14 protein-coding genes, 2 tRNA genes and 1 pseudogene are annotated in these 16,510 nt (G+C 49.9%); 11 read left to right on the top strand and 6 right to left on the bottom strand.

Annotated features, from left to right (window positions below; translation table 11 throughout):
• The first annotated feature begins 15 nt into the window (after positions 1 to 15).
• Together H6F88_RS04765 and folP are read left to right on the top strand one after the other, a co-directional pair.
• The gene (locus H6F88_RS04765) at positions 16 to 2,040 is read left to right on the top strand and encodes a serine/threonine-protein kinase (RefSeq protein ID WP_190641608.1); all 2,025 of its coding nucleotides are present in this window, start codon (positions 16 to 18) and stop codon (positions 2,038 to 2,040) included.
• 5 nt (positions 2,041 to 2,045) lie between these two features.
• A complete protein-coding gene (gene folP, locus H6F88_RS04770; RefSeq protein ID WP_190641609.1) occupies positions 2,046 to 2,903 on the top strand; it encodes a dihydropteroate synthase in 858 nt (285 codons plus the stop codon).
• Positions 2,904 to 2,923: 20 nt separating this feature from the next.
• Here folP and H6F88_RS04775 read toward each other — a convergent pair whose 3' ends face one another.
• From H6F88_RS04775 to H6F88_RS04785, 3 genes are all read right to left on the bottom strand, one after another.
• Positions 2,924 to 3,793: a stomatin-like protein gene (locus H6F88_RS04775; protein ID WP_190641610.1), complete on the bottom strand. Its 870-nt coding sequence runs from the start codon at positions 3,791 to 3,793 to the stop codon at positions 2,924 to 2,926.
• A gap of 92 nt (positions 3,794 to 3,885) precedes the next feature.
• Positions 3,886 to 4,353 carry an NfeD family protein gene (locus H6F88_RS33870; protein WP_190641611.1) on the bottom strand — a complete coding sequence of 156 codons (468 nt, stop codon included), beginning with the start codon at positions 4,351 to 4,353 and terminating at the stop codon, positions 3,886 to 3,888.
• A gap of 287 nt (positions 4,354 to 4,640) precedes the next feature.
• Entirely contained in the window at positions 4,641 to 7,013 is a 2,373-nt protein-coding gene (locus H6F88_RS04785; protein ID WP_190641612.1) for a PAS domain-containing protein, read from the bottom strand.
• Between H6F88_RS04785 and H6F88_RS04790 the strand changes: the two genes are divergently transcribed.
• Positions 7,012 to 7,278: a hypothetical protein gene (locus H6F88_RS04790; protein WP_190641613.1), complete on the top strand. Its 267-nt coding sequence runs from the start codon at positions 7,012 to 7,014 to the stop codon at positions 7,276 to 7,278. The two genes, H6F88_RS04785 and H6F88_RS04790, sit on opposite strands and share 2 nt — an antisense overlap.
• A 39-nt stretch (positions 7,279 to 7,317) precedes the next feature.
• On the opposite strand, the gene H6F88_RS04795 is transcribed toward H6F88_RS04790, so the two are convergent.
• Both H6F88_RS04795 and H6F88_RS04800 read right to left on the bottom strand, forming a co-directional pair.
• Positions 7,318 to 9,261: an alpha/beta hydrolase gene (locus H6F88_RS04795; protein ID WP_199333454.1), complete on the bottom strand. Its 1,944-nt coding sequence runs from the start codon at positions 9,259 to 9,261 to the stop codon at positions 7,318 to 7,320.
• A gap of 155 nt (positions 9,262 to 9,416) precedes the next feature.
• Positions 9,417 to 10,445, bottom strand: a complete 1,029-nt coding sequence (locus H6F88_RS04800; RefSeq protein WP_242050395.1) for a glycosyltransferase — start codon at positions 10,443 to 10,445, stop codon at positions 9,417 to 9,419.
• 301 nt (positions 10,446 to 10,746) lie between these two features.
• On the opposite strand from H6F88_RS04800, the gene H6F88_RS04805 reads away from it, so the two are divergent.
• From H6F88_RS04805 to H6F88_RS04840, 8 genes are all read left to right on the top strand, one after another.
• Complete coding sequence (locus H6F88_RS04805; protein WP_190641614.1) at positions 10,747 to 11,343, top strand: hypothetical protein; 597 nt, start codon at positions 10,747 to 10,749, stop codon at positions 11,341 to 11,343.
• Between the two features lie 287 nt (positions 11,344 to 11,630).
• Positions 11,631 to 11,715: transfer RNA gene (locus tag H6F88_RS04810), tRNA-Tyr, on the top strand.
• Between the two features lie 83 nt (positions 11,716 to 11,798).
• A tRNA-Thr gene (locus H6F88_RS04815) sits at positions 11,799 to 11,870 on the top strand.
• 168 nt (positions 11,871 to 12,038) lie between these two features.
• The gene (locus H6F88_RS04820; protein ID WP_190641615.1) at positions 12,039 to 12,260 is read left to right on the top strand and encodes a hypothetical protein; all 222 of its coding nucleotides are present in this window, start codon (positions 12,039 to 12,041) and stop codon (positions 12,258 to 12,260) included.
• On the top strand, positions 12,260 to 13,327 hold the full coding sequence (locus H6F88_RS04825) for a 1-acyl-sn-glycerol-3-phosphate acyltransferase (protein ID WP_242050396.1): 1,068 nt from the start codon (positions 12,260 to 12,262) through the stop codon (positions 13,325 to 13,327). Before H6F88_RS04820 ends, H6F88_RS04825 begins: the two co-directional genes overlap by 1 nt.
• Positions 13,328 to 13,351: 24 nt before the next feature.
• Complete coding sequence (gene cofH / locus H6F88_RS04830) at positions 13,352 to 14,512, top strand: 7,8-didemethyl-8-hydroxy-5-deazariboflavin synthase subunit CofH (protein WP_190641616.1); 1,161 nt, start codon at positions 13,352 to 13,354, stop codon at positions 14,510 to 14,512.
• A 41-nt stretch (positions 14,513 to 14,553) separates the two neighbouring features.
• On the top strand, positions 14,554 to 15,219 hold the full coding sequence (locus H6F88_RS04835) for a LysE family transporter (protein WP_190641617.1): 666 nt from the start codon (positions 14,554 to 14,556) through the stop codon (positions 15,217 to 15,219).
• 99 nt (positions 15,220 to 15,318) lie between these two features.
• The gene (locus H6F88_RS04840) at positions 15,319 to 16,350 is read left to right on the top strand and encodes an ATP-binding cassette domain-containing protein (RefSeq protein ID WP_190641618.1); all 1,032 of its coding nucleotides are present in this window, start codon (positions 15,319 to 15,321) and stop codon (positions 16,348 to 16,350) included.
• A gap of 62 nt (positions 16,351 to 16,412) precedes the next feature.
• Here H6F88_RS04840 and H6F88_RS33135 read toward each other — a convergent pair.
• Positions 16,413 to 16,510, bottom strand: a pseudogene (locus tag H6F88_RS33135) (IS982 family transposase); the annotation flags it as partial.

Below are 16,510 nucleotides of genomic sequence, written 5' to 3' on the forward strand. Positions count from 1 at the left end.
ACTTCGCCGCCCGCTATGAGTTTGTGCATCAACCCCCGCTGTCTTCAGCCCGACCATCCTGGCAATGACGGCAATCAATTCTGCCAAAGCTGCGGCTCTGATCTGATTTTGCAGGGACGCTATCGGGTCATGCGATTGCTAAGCGACAAGAGCGGATTTGGCAAAGTTTATGAAGCCTTTGAGCGTAGTACACCCAAAATCCTCAAAGTCCTTAAAGAAAGTCACAGTACCAACCCCAAAGCGGTAACGCTGTTTCAGCAAGAAGCCGTCGTCTTGAGCCAACTTCAGCATCCCAGCATTCCGCAAATCGAGCCAGATGGATACTTTCAGTTTTTTCCAAGAAACGCTGTAGAGCCGCTGCACTGCATCATCATGGAAAAAATTGATGGGCCAAATTTAACCCAGTGGATGCGGCAACAGGGCAATAATCCCATTAGTGAAAAGCAGGCTGTTAACTGGCTTCAGCAGATAGTAGGAATTTTGCACCTGGTTCACAGCAAAAATTATTTCCATCGCGACATCAAGCCCGAAAACATTATGCTGCGCTCTAGCGGTCAGCTTGTGCTGGTTGATTTTGGTGCAGCCAGAGAGATGACTTATACCTATCTGGCTCAGCTTGGCGGCACTAGCGGCGTGACTCGCATCAGTTCTGCTGGCTACACACCGCCTGAGCAAGAGCAGGGGCAAGCAGTTCCTCAATCGGATTTCTACGCGTTGGGGCGCACCTTTATTTACCTGCTAACAGGCAAGCAGCCAACTGACAGTGGCATTTATGACTCGCTCCAGAATGAATTTCACTGGCGTAATCATGCTCCTCACATTTCGCCGCAGCTAGCCGGACTGATTGATCAACTCATTGCTCCTAGAGCCGCCGATCGCCCCAAAGACACGCAAGAAATTTTGGCTCGACTGTCACAAATTTCTCAGGAAGTTGCTGGCGGAGCATCTCACCCTTCTCACGCTTCAATGGGAGGAGCAGCCCTGTCGCCTCTGAGTATTCCAACGGTGTATCAGTCGCCACCCAAGTCGAGAACTTGGCAATGGTTGAGCGGCGGGCTACTAATTTTGCTGTTGGGAGGAGGTGGATATTGGCTCTGGCAGTCTCGTCAATCTTTTCCTTTAATTGCCAATAGCCAGAGAGTGGAAAATCAGGCGATCGCCATTACCCGCACTTTCACAGGGCACTCCAGCTTTGTCAACAGCCTAGTTCTCAGTTCCAATGGGCAAACCCTAATTAGCGGCAGTGCTGACAAAACGATTAAAATTTGGAACTTTAACACGGGCGAGGAAATCCGCACGCTGACTGGCCATTCCAGCTTTGTAAATCGATTAGCGGTGACACCGGACGGACGCCTTCTCGTCAGCACCAGTGCCGACCAGATGATTAAAATCTGGGAGATTGCAACGGGTCAGGAACTTCGCACCCTCGCCGGACACACTAGCCCCATCGATGCACTGGTGATTACACCAGATGGACACCATTTAATCAGTGGCAGTGTTGACCAAACGATCAAAATCTGGGAGATTGCGACGGGTCAAGAACTTCGCACCCTCACCGGACATGCTAGCTCAATTAATGCGCTGGTCGTTACTCCAGATGGGCAACGGTTAATTAGCGGGGGTGCCGACAAACTGATCAAAATCTGGGACATCAATACAGGTGAAGAAATCAGCACGTTGACAGGACATGACAGCTTTATCAATGCGCTGGCAATCAGCCCAGATGGGCAGTTAGTCGCTAGCGGCAGCGCTGATAAGACCATTAAAATTTGGAACGTGGAAACAGGTGAAGCAGTTCGCACGCTGACAGGACATTCAGGTTATGTGAATGCTCTGGCAATTAGTCCAGATGGGCAAACGCTGGCTAGCGGCAGTGCTGATCAAACGATCAAGCTGTGGGATTTCAACACGGGTGAAGAAATTCGCACGTTGACGGGCTATGGGACTCACATCAATTATTTTGTAATTAGCCCAGATTGGAGTGAAATGGCCAGCGGGAGCGATCGCCCCGTCATTTCTGTTTGGCGCTTACCGGAATAATTGAGATGCAAAATTGGGCAATTAGAGGCAAGTCTTTTGAATGGGGGATACGCACTTATCTGATGGCAGTGCTAAACGTCACGCCCGACAGCTTTAGCGATGGGGGACAGTTTAATACGCTAGAGACGGCGATCGCCCAAGCCACTCTTTTGCTGGAATCTGGAGCCGACATTTTAGATATTGGCGGACAGTCTACTCGTCCTCAAGCTGACCAAATTTCCCTGGAGGAAGAACTTAACCGGGTCGTACCTGTAATTCAGGCGTTGCGTTCTGGTGCAGCGGGGGATGCTGTTCGGTCAGCGCCGATTTCAATTGATACTACCCGTGCCGCAGTTGCTCGTGCTGCGGTTCGGGCGGGAGCTGACGTGGTGAACGATATTTCTGGCGGCACCTATGATGCTGAAATGCTGCCCACCGTTGCAGAACTGGGTGTTCCCGCGATTCTGATGCATATTCGCGGCAACTCCAAGACAATGCAGCAGATGATAGACTACCGGGATTTAATCGGCGAGATTTGCCAGTTTTTACAGAAGCAAGCGGATCTAGCGATCGCCCAGGGCATTTCCCCTAGCAACATTGCTCTTGATCCAGGCATCGGCTTTGCCAAAACAGGCGCTCAAAATCTGGAGATTTTGAGACGACTGCCAGAAGTGCGATCGCTGGGCTACCCGCTGCTGGTAGGAACCTCCCGCAAAAGCTTTATTGGTCACATTCTGAATCAACCCGATCCACAACAACGGGTTTGGGGAACGGCAGCCACCTGCTGTGCGGCGATCGCTGGCGCTGCTGATATTCTCCGAGTTCACGATGTGAAGGAGATGCATGAGGTTTGCCAAGTCGCGGATGCAATTTGGCGATCCTAAGTTTCTATACGGTAGAACCTTTAGGAAGGGCTGGATCCGTTGCCACTACCACCATTGCCATTTGAACCATTGGTATCAGGCTCAATGATAGGTTCAGGCACAATCAACTCAGACATTGCCTCAGTTAGGGCTTTCGGGTCCATGAAAATGATCTTAGAGTTGTTGCTCTGTCCGAGCCTATAGTTAGCATCTACATATTTTTGCGCCACGAGATACTGCAACACAGCATGAGTGTTGTTCTGAGACTTGAGGGCATTAGAAATTAGCTCAATCGATTGCACCGTTCCTTCTGCTTCGGAAATTGCCGCCTGCTTTTCACCTTCTGCTTCAAGGATTGCTGCCCGCTTCTTACTTTCGGCTGCTCGCTCTAGCTCCAGCGATTCACGTACCGTTTCGGGTAGGGTAATATTTTGAACTTCAATGCGGGTAACTTTCACGCCCCAAGTTGCAGTTGCTTCATCTAACTGTTGCAGCAAAATCTGGTTGATTTGACTTCTAGAAGCGTAGGTTTGCTCTAACTCCATCCGTCCAATCTCAGAACGCAGACTGGTAATAACCAGGTTCATCAATGCTTTGCTGATGTCTTCAACTGCGTAGTAAGTCTGCTGTAGCTCCAGGATACGCCAGTACATCACCGCATCCACCAGCAGCGTAATGTTGTCTTTAGTGATGGCCTCCTGCGGGTCAATGTCGAGAACTTGCTCACGGGTTGTATCTTCCCAAACGATCGTATCTAGCAGAGGAACAATGAAGTTTAACCCCGGCATGAGTTTGCGGTGATAGCGCCCCAACCGCTCGACCAGCGCTTCATTTCCCTGGTTGATGATTTTTACAGAGCCGACCGTATAGCCAATAATGAGCAGAGCAAGTGCAGCAAGAATTGACTGCATAGGGATCATCTCCTGAGGGGTATCGCCTGCCAAAATGAACAAGCGCTGAGTTACACACAATTAGCCCATCGTGTCTAGCCCATACTGTTAATTTATACTGTTTGATCGTAAATATGGCTATCAGGAAAGGTTGCAGGTAGAACAATTAACGTATTGCCATGACGACCCACGACATTTACGGTTTCTCCAACAGCGATTGTCATGTCCGAGATCTGACAGCGAGCATTCCACAGAGATCCTTGATAGGCAACCGTGCCAACTCCACCACTAGGAATTGGTGCTGAAACTTCAGCTTCGGTGGTGGGCGTAAGGTCTTTCGCTTCTCGCGGCACCATGCCCTGCATCACTACGGCTAGCGCAACTGCGAGCACTCCCCACAGCAGTAGCTGTACGGTGAAAGAGGTAATAGTCAAGGCGGCGATCGCCGTAATAATGGCAGCAATTCCTAACCCCGCGAGGCTAGGTTCTCCAACCAGCATTCCTAGCCCAAGGAAAACTAAACCGCTCAACAACCATAAGGTGTGAGTTTCTAAAGCCGATATCAAATCAATAATATCCACCGCAGCCCCCATTCCCTTTTAGCGAGTCTGAAGGATGTCTGCCAGAAAGCAAACCCACTAGATTCCTTGCATGAAGTAATAACCTGATTCAAGTTACGCAAATCAATCCACGCAAATCATTTACGCAAATTCAATCCATACTGGAAACCTAGCAGAGCAACTGCTTCAAATTAGTTAGACACACACCCTTACAATTAATTTTTTTTAACTGTATGTAAATACAGTGTACCTAGCTAGAATTACGGCTTGCGAGAGGACGTGACAGATTCAAAATTGCTTGCGCGGTCTTATTTTTGACGGGTTGGAATTTCGATCAAGAATTCGGCTCCCTGCCCTGGAGCTGAATTGCAGGTCAGACAGCCACCGTGCCTCTCCACCACAATTTGATAGCTAATCGATAGACCCAGTCCTGTTCCAGCACCCACAGGCTTGGTAGTAAAAAAGGGATCAAACAACTGCTTTCGGTGTTTCAAAGCAATTCCTGGGCCGTTGTCTGAGATGCGGATGGCGATGCGATCGCTACACACAACATCCGTCTGAATCTGAATCACAGGAGGGATATCAGGCACAGAGCGCTTTTTGATTCCCTTAATTTCTATGTCTAGCGCATCAATAGCGTTGCTAATGATGTTCATAAACACCTGATTAAGTTGCCCTGCATAGCACTCCACCAGGGGCAAATTGCCGTAACGCTTTATCACCTGAATGCCCGGATAGCCAGCATTAGCTTTGAGCCGATGTTGCAAGATCAGCAGCGTACTGTCAATGCCTTCGTGAATATCGACAGGTTTCTTTTCAGCCTCATCCAGACGAGAAAAGTTTCGCAGCGAGAGGATGATTTGACAGATGCGATCGGCTCCTAGCTTCATCGAGGCAATCATCCGGGGCAAGTCGCTGACGATGAAATCTAGATCGACACGGCTGATTTCAGCCTGAATTGCTGGAATCGGGTCGGGGTAGTGCTGTTGATAGAGCCGCAGCACGTTCAGCAAAGTTTGCGTATAGTCGCTGGTGTGGGCAATGTTGCCGTAGATGAAATTGACGGGATTGTTGATTTCATGGGCGACACCTGCAACAAGCTGCCCCAAACTCGACATTTTTTCAGTTTGAATCAATTGTGTCTGCGTTTGCTGAAGTTCGCGCAGAGTCTGCTTTAGCTCCTTTGCTTTGGCTTGAGCCTGAGCAGCGGCGGATTGGCTGCGCTCGTATAGTTCTGCCTGGTCGAGGGCGATCGCCAACTGCGTGGCGACCGACTGCAACAGTTCCACTTCATCGTCGCTCCAGGGACGCGAATAGCCACAGTGAACGCAAGTCAAAATCCCTAACTTGCCAGAACGAGTCTGCACTGGACAGGTGAGATGAGAGAAATAGCCCTGCCGAATAAACCGATCTCGCATGGTTGGATCAAGCAGCGTATCAGTCCTGACATCATCGACTCGCACCGTTTCAAATCGACTCAACGCCCACAGATAAGGCGTATCCGTATCTTCAATCGGATATCGACCGATGACGCTAGGTAACCTCGAATCACGAGCCTCATAGGTCAAGTCAAAGTGAGGATTTTGGGGGTCCGGGCAGTACCAGACAAAGTTGCAGCGATCGCTCGCTAGCAGATTGCGAATCTCGTGTACCGTCGTTTCTAGAATCGTGTCCAGGTCAAGCGAGTTGCGGATTTGGTTTGCCAGATGGTTGAACAACGCTTCTCGCTGTGCCAATTCTCGAAAGCGGGATTCGCTTTGCTGGAGCATTTTTTCTGCCCCTTTGCGGTCGGTGACATCTTCCATCGTGCCCAAGATGCCGATAACATTGCCCCTTGCATCACGAATGGGAATTTTGCTCGTCTCGCGCCAGATATTTTCCCCATTTGCCTGCCGTCGTGACTCCAACAGCCGCACCTGGGGAATGCCTGTTTCCATGATGCGGCGATCGCACTCCCGGTAAAACTTTGCTTCGGCCTCCGTCCAGGGTAAATCGAAGTCAGTCAGCCCCAGTACGTTTTCGGGTTCGCCTACACCCGCTAACTCAGCCCACTTACGGTTACAGCCGAGGTAAACCAGATTTCTATCTTTCCAAAAAATGCACTGAGGAATGTTGTCTAACACGAGTTGCAGCAGAGCCGTGCTTTTGCTCATCTCTACGAGCTGCTGGTCAGCAGACTTTTCAACTAAAGCGCCATTCGGGTATTGATTAGACGGAGCTCCTGACTCACGAGAATTAGCACAGGAGCGTGGGTTGGCGATCGCCCGCCCTACACTAAATACGCGCACAACTGCCCCAGCCGCATCTAAAACAGGTGTGTAGACCGTTTCGTAGAACCGAGTTCCTCCCGCTAACGGCACCTCGTGGGTAAATTGCAGCGGTTTATTTTGGCTAAAAACTTGCTGGAGGGCGATCGCCACCTGTGAAATGACCAGGCGTAGACAATGTGGGTCGAGCAATGAGGTTGACTGCTCTCGATTGACCCAGTTCAACCATTGCAGAACTGTCCTACCCATCAGGGCAGCAGGCTGTAAACCCAACAAAGCAGCGCCAGCAGGGTTTACGGCGACACAGCGAGTCTCCGAGTCATACTCTATAAATGCGTCTGTGGATTGTTCTAGAAATGCTTGCAGATAATCAACTGGTCTGACTAGCTCTCCACCCGGCAGATTGAAAGTCATGATGTTACGCGCAGGAAAAAGCCAAATTCAGGAGGTTCACACAACTTGTCTCGCCCACTCTCGATTCAAGCGGGAACAGCAAATGCTTGTAAGATCAGCACCCCTAAAAGTTTTAGATGCAGCCAGTGACGACAAAAGGAACTTTAATTATAGATTGGCGATCGCCAATCTCATCACGATTTTGGTCATTCGTTTTAGCTGTGCGCCACGGGTCATTGGCTACAACTGCCACTCCTGTCCAATGCGTTTAAGTAAAACCTATTAAAGGTTTTCAACGTAAGTCTGTAGTGATCAGCACATCAAACTATCGTTTATCCGTTTTTCGGGTTTTTCGGGCAAGATTATGGCGATTTAGCCGAAATAGCTGACTGCCCGCCAGCGGCAAATCTCTGGGCAAGATAAACATAACCAGCGGCAACCGAATAAACAGACAGCCTACATTACTGCGACAGCCCGTTTCAATGTAGACATTTTCTTGCTGCTTAGGCAGAGTTGCTGCAACCAGTTGTTCCAGGGGCAGTGCTGCCATCTTCAGCCAGTTCGATAGGTTTTCGGGAAGCTGCGTGTTGAACCGCAGCCGTAGATCCGGGGTCGAAAAAGACTGCACATAGGCAGGCGACAAAAAGGGTCTGAAGCGGTCCGCTTCAGAAGTCATCTGTTTCACAAACGACAGACTAACGCCTCGCAAAAGTTGACGCAGCGGCTCCGTTTCTTCGCCCCGCCGCTCTCGGACAAATAGACTTTCGGTTAAGTCATGGTTGAGGTTGTCGGGGTCGCCAATGCTCAGATGAGTACCGCCGATCGCCGTCAACAGGTACTTGGGTGACTGAATCTGAGCAAAGGGCAAGATTTGCTGACTGACTGCGGGCGTAATCGAATCGTCAGTTCCCGTCAAAATTAGGGTAGGAACGGTGATCTCACCCAGGCTAGCCTCCGCAAACATGCGTCCCATTACCGGATTGAGGGCAATGATTTGAGCAATGCGTGGGTCTTCAAAATCAGTTTGGCTGTTGGGGTCTAAATCTGCCGCTGTACATTGCAGCCAATCTGCTGGAGATAGCCCAACCGGACTGCGCCCATCACAAAACTGCTGCAAATGCTCCAGGTCTAATTCTGCCCCCGCCAGCGCCAGCGCCGTGTAGCCACCCAGCGAATGACCAATGATCGTGGCTCGTTCGGTGTTGAGCCGTCCACGGAGCAGAGGCGAATAGCGATTCAGCCGCTCCAGTTCGTCGAGCAGGAAGCTAACGTCCAGGGGGCGATCGACAAATTCACTTGGAGGCAAAATGTCAGCCAGGTTGCCACTGCCCATTTCACCCATCGTCAGCCCGGTCAACCAGGCGACGTTGCTGCCCGGATGCTCTAAGGCAGCAACAACAATGCCGTGAGAGGCTAGATGCCGAGCCAGATAACCCATGAAGCGGCGATCGGCACCAAAGCCATGAGACATGATCACCAGTGGTCCTATCACATCACGATTCCAGTAGAGGTCTACGGGAATCGTGCGCGATCGCTCATAATCGTGAAATGTTAGAGTCTGCTGCCGCACCCAATAGTCTCCGCCAACAGTGGGGTCAAAGGGCGGCTGAAATGGCTCCGTTTCAACGGTGAGTTCACGCTCCAGGATGGTGCTGAGGGCCTGGCTTTGCCAGTAGGGAAGGTTCATCTGAGAAGCCAGGGCGATCGCCGAACTGCCATCAACCACCACTGTTTCCGCTGGATAGGCCCGCAAAAAGCCCAACAAGCTCAGCCCATCCACCTGCTGTGCTGCCACAACGAGCGCTGCCTCAAGGTCTTCTACTGTGCTGTTAGGAATTGCCACCTCCAGCGTGCTTAAAAGCCGCTGTCCGGCAGAAGAATCCAACAAATCATCAACCAGGCGATCGCCTACATCTGGATCTAGCTGAATTCGGCTGTTGAGAGCCTGCCTCACATCTTCAGTCAACAGCGGTGTATAGAGGCTTAGACTGGGCGGAATTTCTCCAGTAGCGGCAAATTCTTCTAGATCGCTGATTGTCACTGATTGTTCGATCGGTCCCAGACGTACCGTCAACCGTTCAGCAGCCAAACCCGGAGACGCTACGCCACACCCCAGCATCAGCGCTAAGCCATACCCCAGTTTTTTGACATGCTGCATCCGTTGAGCGGGCGAAGGCGACTTTTGGGGTAAGGTTTTGAGCAGAGTAACCAGACGGCTGCGTCTGAATTTCACTAAAAGAGAAGTAGACTGATGCTGGAGTGAATTCACGGAACTTTACTCAAAAGCGGGACAGTGCAGCGAAGCAATTTTGACCTGGACTGAGAGTGTCCTGATTTATAAACTGACCTGATCTAAGAAGTGATCTGGTATTACTTGTTCCTGTAACCTTTTGCCCATAAAGCAGCGTTTATAGAGCGATAGGTTCAGTCAGGGGCTTCGATAGGTGGCTCAAACTGACTTTGGTGCAGCCACTCAATCTGACGTGCTGCATCTGATAGTCTTGCTTCTCGCTGACCTTGCGATCGCGCCTGCCAGCACATCAAGCCCACAGGAGTGTTGATCAAGTCCACAAGGTTAGCTTTCCGATTAGCAATTTTTACAGCAGCGATGGGCATTTCTTTGAGGAACCAGCGACTCCAACGGTAGAAGTAGTCGCGTGAGGTTGGCTCTCGCATTAAACTCACCCCGTGTAACTCATGCAGATAGCGATTTGAGCGTCCGTAGCGATGCCACTGACGGCGCAACTCTGACAGGGTAGCGCGGTGGCGATGCTGTACGACTGCTGATTCTGCAAAAGCCAATTTCCAGTTGCCCTGCTGCTGAATGCGCCAGCACATATCGGCATCACCGCCCGTCGTTAAGTAGGGACGAAATAGCCCTGCTTTTTCTAAAGCTTGCTGCCGAATCGCTAAATTAGCCGTCTGTCCGTAAGGCAGGAAGGGATGGGCAAGGGTGTGTTTTTGAGAGAGCGTATCTTGGCGATCAGCAAACTCCTCCAGGAGGGTTGTACCGGGAAGCGCAACAACTTCTCCTGCAACCAGACCCACCGCAGGGTCAGTAAAGGGCTGTATCAGGTTAATTAGCCAATCGGGCTGAGGACGACAGTCTGCGTCGGTAAACGCCAGTATTTCGCTTTTGGCTGCTCTAACACCAGTGTTGCGAGCGGCGTAAGAGCTTTGGACTTGAGTTTCACTTAAATAGCGCAGAGTAATGCCCCGATCGCCGCTGGTCTGCACGGCAGCTTTCAGCAAATCAGGGGTGCGATCGCCACTTCCATTATCAACGAGCAAATATTCAACTTGACTGGCTGGATAGGTCTGTGCCCAAAGACAGTCGAGCAAATCGGGCAAGTCCGCTTCGCCATTGTAAATGGGGATGATGACAGACACAGGAGGCAAGAACTTTTCGTCAACGGGCTGATTCATTGGCTCATCGCTTTGAACGGGAGTCATGCGGCTACAGCTCCAAAAGTCTTACCTAAGAAGTAGTCCATTTACAAGGCTAGTCAACTTCATCGGGGTCGGCAAGTCCCTTAAGGTTGAGATTCAGTTAGCACCCTTAAAGAATTGTGTGGTCGGAGCCAACTTCCTCGCCAAAAGGAAACTAAAGCAGCACAGTAGAAGTCTCGTTTTACAACAAAGTATCACTCCCTGCTCAGATGACGTTGCGTCTACATTCTGGCTAAAGTCTGAGAACGCTTAGGTAAAGTTGCTTATCTGCTGTAAAACGAGTAAGCATTCGGGAGGGTGTTATATGAAACAAGATTTTAGAAAGCCATCTGCAATTGCAATTGCTGTATCTATTCCCCAAGAGCAGCGGGAAGCTGAATCGAATCAGGGGTTTTTGGTCAAGATTTTAATACCGTTGTTTGTAGCGATCGCACTTGCTCTAAATTTACCGCTGTCAGCGATCGCTAATCCGGTTGAAATCGCACAAGCGACTGAAACTGAAACACCGTCTGGGACACCAGACATAGACAGTTCTATTACCAGGGAATATGAGCCTGCGGTCGTTTATATCCCAGACCCACAGACTCAAGAGCTAGTGCCACAGTCAGTGCTATTAGGGGCTGACGAGCCGGTTGAGGGTGCAGTTGATCAAATCATGCAGGCTTATCAAGGGCAGGATGTCGGCATCACAGGCTATGAGGTGAATGTCGATCAGTCCAGCCAGGAAGCTGAAATCAACTTTGAGGTAGATGCCCCCCGTGGCGAAGAAGCTTTTCAAAGTCTCAGTAGTGCCAACCAATACTCCTTGTTTGAAGCAATTCGAGAAACACTGTTGACTGAACCGACCTACAACGTCGATGAGGTGATTTTCCTCGCTAACGGTGACTCTTTTGATATCTAACGTCTAAGAGACTGTGGAGAACGGTTCTGCTTTTTTCTAGCAAGCATCCGTTCGCCCCTATTAGACCATCCCTAAACCTCTTGCGTGAGTGGCGGCGCGGCAAAGCTGCGCCACCACTCACGCTTTAAAAAGCGACTTCTAGAGGTTACTGAGAAGCTGTTTGCCCTACCGTAGACAGGTTAAGCTCCCCTCCCGGGCAGTTTCGATTTGAGTTGTAGAAAGAAATTTTAGATGGGGGGCTGCGTTTTCAAGAACATTGTGCTACTATCAGTAATCGTGGATTGGGCGGGTCGGTGCCCGAGTGGTTAATGGGGGCGGACTGTAAATCCGCTGGCTACGCCTACGCTGGTTCAAATCCAGCCCGGCCCACCACGAAAGTCGAGAGCTATGAATTTTGAGTTGTGAGTAGGTCACGCCTCTCATCATTCAAAATTCAGCACTCAAGACTGGCTTTTGCCCGTGTGGCTCAGTGGTAGAGCACACCCTTGGTAAGGGTGAGGTCACGAGTTCAATCCTCGTCACGGGCTTACTCCCTTGCGGTTGAAGATTAGGTAACAAAAGGTTCAGCGATGTACCCTCGCTGAACCTTTTGTCATGAAAAGAGTAGGACATTCAACAAATTCCTCTGTAGGATAGACGCACAGCGCTGTGACATCTGGCATAAAGGTTGAACAACCCTAAACCCCGACCGCAGCATGTTTAGTCTTCTTGAAACTACAGTCAAACCTTTGCTCCTCAACACAAAGGTGCTGGAGGTAGCGTATGAGCTTTACCTGCAAGCACCCCAGTCGGAGTATCCAGAAATTGACCTAAAAGAGTTGTCCAACCGGACTGGCGCAAGTTTGTTGGAGTGCCGCAACGCTATCGTCGGCGCACACGAAGTTGGTAGATTTCCGAAATGTTCTCTGTGCTCTTGATGAGAGGTAAACAGGCGATCGCTCCCAAAACTGTCACATCTGAAGCCAAAACCTTGAAAGCCCAAAAGCCGTCACCCTCTTCTTACCGATTTGGCTGGTTCGACTGGTTTTGTCTGTGGTATCCCCCAGGTTGGCTAATCTTGTTTAATCGCCACTGGCAGCACTATCACGCTGACCCAGAAGGTTGGAATTGGTTGGAATATATTTTATTTCTCCTTCCGGGTGGGTTTTATCTGGCGCTGCTGTTGCGCTGGCTAAGACTGGGAGGGCGATCGCCTCGTCAAACAGATGCCTCAGTTGAGCCTGGATACCAGAAAGCATTTCGAGATGAAATTCTTGCTCCAATCTTGCAGCATCACTTCCAACCCGAGTTGCACAACACTGAGCATTTGCCTCAGCAAGGACACTTTATTGTTGTGTTAAATCATGCGGGGATGGCTTTCCCGTGGGATTTTGTTGGACTAGGAACCCTATTAAGCCAAACAAAAGGCTGGTTTGTGCAGCCAGTTGCCCATGAAATTTTCTTTGATCATCCCTGGCTCAAGTGGTGGTTGCCTGCAGGCTGGTCACAGATTTTGGGAGGCATTCGGGCTAATCGAGACAGCTTTGAGATGGCGGTGGCTGATGAACAAGCCGAAACTGTTTTGCTGTATGCCCCAGAAAGCTGGCGTGGACTGGCAAAAGGTTGGCAGCAACGGCATCAATTGGAGACGTTTGACCCTAGTTTCATCAAGTTGAGCGATCGCCATCATATTCCTATCCTGCCTGTTCTTTGTATTGGCAACGAATTCCTGCATCCCTGGGCTTTTAACTCAAGAAAGCTAACGAAATGGACAGGGCTACCGCTGTTCCCCCTATCGCCGCTGATGATCGCGTTTTTGCTGTTTCCATCGATGGGCGTCTGGGCAGCGAAGACTCATTTGAGATATTACATTCAGCCGCTAGAGAAACCCTGGCAACGGCAGCATTCTTTGCAAAACCGATCGGTAGCCTATCAGGAGGCGCAGGATTTGCGATCGCGTCTGCAAAACTCGATGAATGATTACCTGTCACAATTGGTAAAGTAGCTCTTTTTTCTGGACGCTTTAGCGATGCAAACGGTTGATCAAATTCTCGATCGGGCTTTGGCAGGAAAAGATTTGTCTGAGGCAGAGGGTGTGGTGTTGCTCAGACAAACCGATGCAGGAGCGATCGCCGCCATTCGAGAAACGAGCGATCGCCTACGCCACAAACAATCAGGTGACATTGTTACCTATGTGATCAACCGCAACATCAACTTCACCAACATTTGCGAACAGCACTGTAGCTTCTGTGCCTTTCGTCGAGATGAGGGCGATGAAGGTTCGTACTGGTTAACCGAAGCAACAATTTTAGAAAAAACCACCGATGCCGTCCAACGAGGCGCGACTGAAATTTGTATTCAGGGCGGACTGCATCCTGGCGCAAAGCTGAATGGAACGTCTCTGAATTACTATGTGCAGTTAGTGAGAACGATTAAAGATGCCTTTCCTCATCTGCATCTCCATGCCTTCTCACCACAAGAAGTGCAGTTTATCGCGAGAGAAGATGAGTTAAGCTACGCCGAGGTGATTGCCGCATTTCGGGATGCTGGCGTTGGCTCCATGCCTGGAACGGCGGCAGAAGTATTGGATGATGAAGTGCGGCGCGTCCTCTGTCCCGAGAAAATCAATACGGCAATTTGGTTAGAAATTGTGGAAACTGCCCATCGCTTGGGAATGCCTACTACTAGCACGATGCTTTCGGGACATATTGAAACACCAGAGCAACAGATGCGGCATTTGGAACTGTTGCGATCGCTCCAGCAAAAAGCGGTAGAAAGGGGCGATCGCGGCATCAGCGAATTCATTCTGCTACCCTTTGTAGGTCAAGAGGCACCCAAACCGCTGCGGCGACGAGTTGGACGCGATCAGCCTGTCCTTTCCGACTCACTTTTACTCACTGCCGTTGCCCGAATTTTTCTAGGAAACTGGATTGCCAACCATCAGCCAAGCTGGGTCAAGCTGGGCTTAGCCGGAGCAACAGAAGCTCTGACCTGGGGCTGCAACGACATTGGTGGCACCCTGATGGAAGAACACATCACTACAATGGCGGGTGCCCAAGGTGGCACCTGCATGGAAGTAGCAGATCTCAAAGCAGCGATTCATTCTCTGAATCGCACAGCACAGCAGCGAGACACCCTTTATCAGTACCTCACCTTACAGAAGGGTGTAGAGTCTGAAGTAACGGTGTAGTGTAAATCAGATATTGCCATTGAACTTGGGGTGTCTACAAAATGTCATTTTTTGCAGATTGGCTGACGGTTTTGGCGATCGGGTGTTTAGCAGTAATGGCTCCTGGACCCAACCTTGCCATGACTTTACGCAACAGTTTGTCTTATTCGAGGCAGTCAGGCATTTACACCGCCGTGGGTTTAGCTGCTGGCAACTGTGTTCATGTAACCTACTGCCTGGTTGGAATTGGAGTCATTATCTCAGAATCAATCCTGTTGTTTAATGCGATTAAATGGTTAGGAGCAGCTTACCTCATCTACGTTGGCATCAAGTCACTCCAAGCGCAGCGGCACAAACCAATCGTCCCCGAAAGCTCTGCTACTCAAAACGCTCAACATTCATCATCTCAGCAAACTCACGATCTCGCTCGATTTGCATCAATTCGGATTGGTTTTCTCACCAACTTGCTTAACCCTAAAGTCACTCTGTTCTTTCTTGCCCTATTTACCCAAATCATTCAACCTGCAACGCCACTGTTTACTGAAGCAGTTTATGGACTGACGATGGTGGCACTAGAGTTCATTTGGTTTGCTCTAGTTGCGATCGTGATTTCCCAGCGCTCCATCAAAAACCGATTTCTGGCAATCTCCCATTGGACTGAGCGAATTACAGGAGCCGTTTTGATCGCTCTCGGACTGCGGTTAGCCGTTTCTCAACAAAACACATAACCGTTGAACTTAATCACCTTCAAATTAAACGGATTTCACAAATACTCTCCACATTACTAAGCTCTTTATCCCTCATTCTTCATCTCTCTTCCTTCCTTCATGTCTATCATCACGGTCGAAAATCTCAGCAAAACCTATCCTGTTGCCGTCAAGGAAGCAGGTTTAAGAGGAACATTAACTCACTTTTTTCATCGTACCTATCGTGATGTGAAAGCGGTGCAGGATGTTTCTTTTCACATTCAACCTGGAGAAGTCGTAGGTTTTCTGGGACCCAATGGTGCAGGCAAAACCACCACACTCAAGATGCTGACTGGCTTGATTCATCCCTCTAGTGGTCGCATTAATGTTGCAGGACATACTCCATTCACGCGAGAACAAAGCTTCTTAAAGAAAATTACCCTGGTGATGGGGCAAAAGCAGCAGCTTATCTGGGATTTACCTGCATTGGACTCACTCAAAATCAATGCAGCAGTTTACGGCATTTCGGATAAGGAATTTCGCGGACGAGTAGGGGAATTGGTTGATATGCTTTCCCTTGAAGATAAGCTGACTCAGCCTGTCCGCAAGCTCTCACTGGGCGAACGGATGAAAGCAGAACTGTTGGCTGCTCTGCTGCACCGCCCTAAAGTGTTGTTTTTGGACGAACCCACTTTAGGATTAGATGTAAATGCTCAGGTGGCAGTACGTGAGTTTTTGCGGGAATATAACCAGCGCTATCAGGCAACAGTTTTACTCACCAGCCACTATATGGCAGATATCACAGCGCTGTGTCAGCGGGTACTGTTGATCTATGCCGGAACACTAATTTATGACGGTAGTTTGGAAGGGCTGCTAGAGCGGTTTGCTCCCTACCGTGAAGTGAAGGTGGAGTTAAAAGAGAAATTAGCAGATAAGGGAGAAGGGGGGCGATCGCACACGCTCTGTGCCGAAGACTCACTCACCAAACTACAAACCTATGGCGAAGTTGGCGCAGTCGAAGGCTGCATTGTCCGTTTCCTGATTCACCGCGAAGACTTGACTCAAACCGTTGCCCGCATCCTCGCAGAGTTAGACGTAGTAGACCTGACCGTTACCGATCCTCCCGTTGAGGAAGTGATCGGTCGAGTCTTCCAGGCTGGAGCGGTTGCATAAACTTTGCCGTTAGGTAGCGCTTGAATATGGAACTGCTGACACTACTGTAACGTCAATTCGGCTTAAGCAAACGCAGGCAGAGCAGTGTCAATGAGCAGGGAGGGCTTCTTGGGTTGGTGGCAGTAGGCGATCAAGCCACAGACTAAGTTTACCAGGCAGT

Source organism: Oculatella sp. FACHB-28 (genome assembly GCF_014696015.1).
Classification (GTDB): Bacteria; Cyanobacteriota; Cyanobacteriia; order Elainellales; family Elainellaceae; genus JAAUTN01.

Excerpts from the sequence above, each read along its gene's own strand:
- H6F88_RS04800 (WP_242050395.1), bottom strand. The coding sequence starts at position 10,445 with ATGACTCCCGTTCAAAGCGATGAGCCAATGAATCAGCCCGTTGACGAA.
- folP (WP_190641609.1), top strand. The coding sequence starts at position 2,046 with ATGCAAAATTGGGCAATTAGAGGCAAGTCTTTTGAATGGGGGATACGC.
- H6F88_RS04825 (WP_242050396.1), top strand. The coding sequence starts at position 12,260 with ATGAGAGGTAAACAGGCGATCGCTCCCAAAACTGTCACATCTGAAGCC.
- H6F88_RS04765 (WP_190641608.1), top strand. The coding sequence starts at position 16 with ATGAGTTTGTGCATCAACCCCCGCTGTCTTCAGCCCGACCATCCTGGC.
- H6F88_RS04805 (WP_190641614.1), top strand. The coding sequence starts at position 10,747 with ATGAAACAAGATTTTAGAAAGCCATCTGCAATTGCAATTGCTGTATCT.
- cofH (WP_190641616.1), top strand. The coding sequence starts at position 13,352 with ATGCAAACGGTTGATCAAATTCTCGATCGGGCTTTGGCAGGAAAAGAT.
- H6F88_RS04835 (WP_190641617.1), top strand. The coding sequence starts at position 14,554 with ATGTCATTTTTTGCAGATTGGCTGACGGTTTTGGCGATCGGGTGTTTA.
- H6F88_RS04785 (WP_190641612.1), bottom strand. The coding sequence starts at position 7,013 with ATGACTTTCAATCTGCCGGGTGGAGAGCTAGTCAGACCAGTTGATTAT.
- H6F88_RS04820 (WP_190641615.1), top strand. The coding sequence starts at position 12,039 with ATGTTTAGTCTTCTTGAAACTACAGTCAAACCTTTGCTCCTCAACACA.
- H6F88_RS04840 (WP_190641618.1), top strand. The coding sequence starts at position 15,319 with ATGTCTATCATCACGGTCGAAAATCTCAGCAAAACCTATCCTGTTGCC.
- H6F88_RS04790 (WP_190641613.1), top strand. The coding sequence starts at position 7,012 with ATGATGTTACGCGCAGGAAAAAGCCAAATTCAGGAGGTTCACACAACT.
- H6F88_RS04775 (WP_190641610.1), bottom strand. The coding sequence starts at position 3,793 with ATGCAGTCAATTCTTGCTGCACTTGCTCTGCTCATTATTGGCTATACG.